The organism is Bradyrhizobium sp. 190 (assembly GCF_023073415.1).
In the GTDB taxonomy this organism is placed as follows: domain Bacteria; phylum Pseudomonadota; class Alphaproteobacteria; order Rhizobiales; family Xanthobacteraceae; genus Bradyrhizobium.
Genome location: NZ_JADPJL010000039.1, coordinates 1 through 1,295 on the forward strand (window position 1 = coordinate 1; position 1,295 = coordinate 1,295).

1 pseudogene is annotated in these 1,295 nt (G+C 53.7%); it reads left to right on the forward strand.

Annotated elements, in window-relative coordinates:
• Positions 1–307 precede the first annotated feature (307 nt).
• Positions 308–1,098, forward strand: a pseudogene (locus IVB22_RS23590) (S1/P1 nuclease).
• The last annotated feature ends 197 nt before the right edge of the window (positions 1,099–1,295 follow it).

Sequence of the window (1,295 nt, forward strand, 5' to 3'; positions counted from 1 at the left end):
ACCATGCCCATCGAAATAACAGCCTCCGAACTCCCAAAAAGGAGCCGAAACTGACATCTCTACTTTGCTCAGTGCTGACATTTTAGCTTTGCTGCTACACGGAGGATTCGCAAATCAGTTGTTATGGAAGAGGCCGGCCAACGGCCGACTTTCCGGCAAGCCTTATCCGACGGAGGAAATTTGCTAAACCTACCGGCAGCCCAGAAAGCGGCGTCTATTGTGAAGCAATTCACAGTGCAATCACAAAATGAGGCGATAATTATTCTCGATTGGGGGAGGATGCGCCATGCGCTATATTTTGCTTGTCATGCTGGCTCTCGTATCCCAAGGCGGCAATGCGCTCGCTTGGGGAGATGAAGGGCATAAGATCGTCTGCGAAATCGCCTTCCGCCTGGCGCAGCCGGATACACGAGCTGCGGTACGTAAGCTGATACGGTCCGACACGGAATTCGATACCTTTAGTGAATCCTGCGTATTTCCCGATCATCCAAGAAAACGCGCCTCCGAGCATTTCATCAACTTGGCGCGTAATTCGCAGGGCCTGATTTCAGACGAATGTCCTCAAGCGGAGAAGTGCGTACTCAGCGCCATCTTGAACGACAGCCAGATCCTTGGGTCAAAATCCGCAAAAAAGGCCGACAGATTGCTCGCCCTGAAATTCCTGGGCCATTGGGTCGGAGATATTCATCAACCATTGCATGTATCGTTCGAAGACGATCGTGGAGGCAACAACATCTCCGTCAGCGGGAAGTGTTCGGGAAAGCTGCACTCAACGTGGAATACCTGTCTCGTCCAAAATGCGGTCGGCACCGAGTTGCGGATGCGGTTGACGAACTCATCGACGCGATCACTCCGGAGATGATGACCCAGTGGAACGCTTCCGACCCTCGTGAATGGGCGAACGAGTCATTTGCCATCGCGGAGGCGGTCAACACCGGCTACTGCCTGATGCATGAAGCATCGTGTGATTTGCCTAACGCTGCACACGTAACCGTCGATGCGACTTATCTTGAGACGAACAAACCTGTTGTAAGGGAGCAGCTGCAAAAGGCCGGCGTCCGGCTTGCCCGCATTCTCGATACGGCGTTCGGAAACTGACTTGCGATATCGGCCCGGCGTCGAACTCGGTGCAGGGGTTTCGTCCCGAAGCCTGGTTCAGAATTTCCCGCCAACGGTTGTCGTTTGATCGCCGAGTTTGTTGCAACAAAGTTGAGATGTCCCTAACTCTGCAAAGTTGAAATGTCACTCGGCGGCCTCGCTGGTAGTGTGAGCCGGCGCCGCGGAGACCACCATAT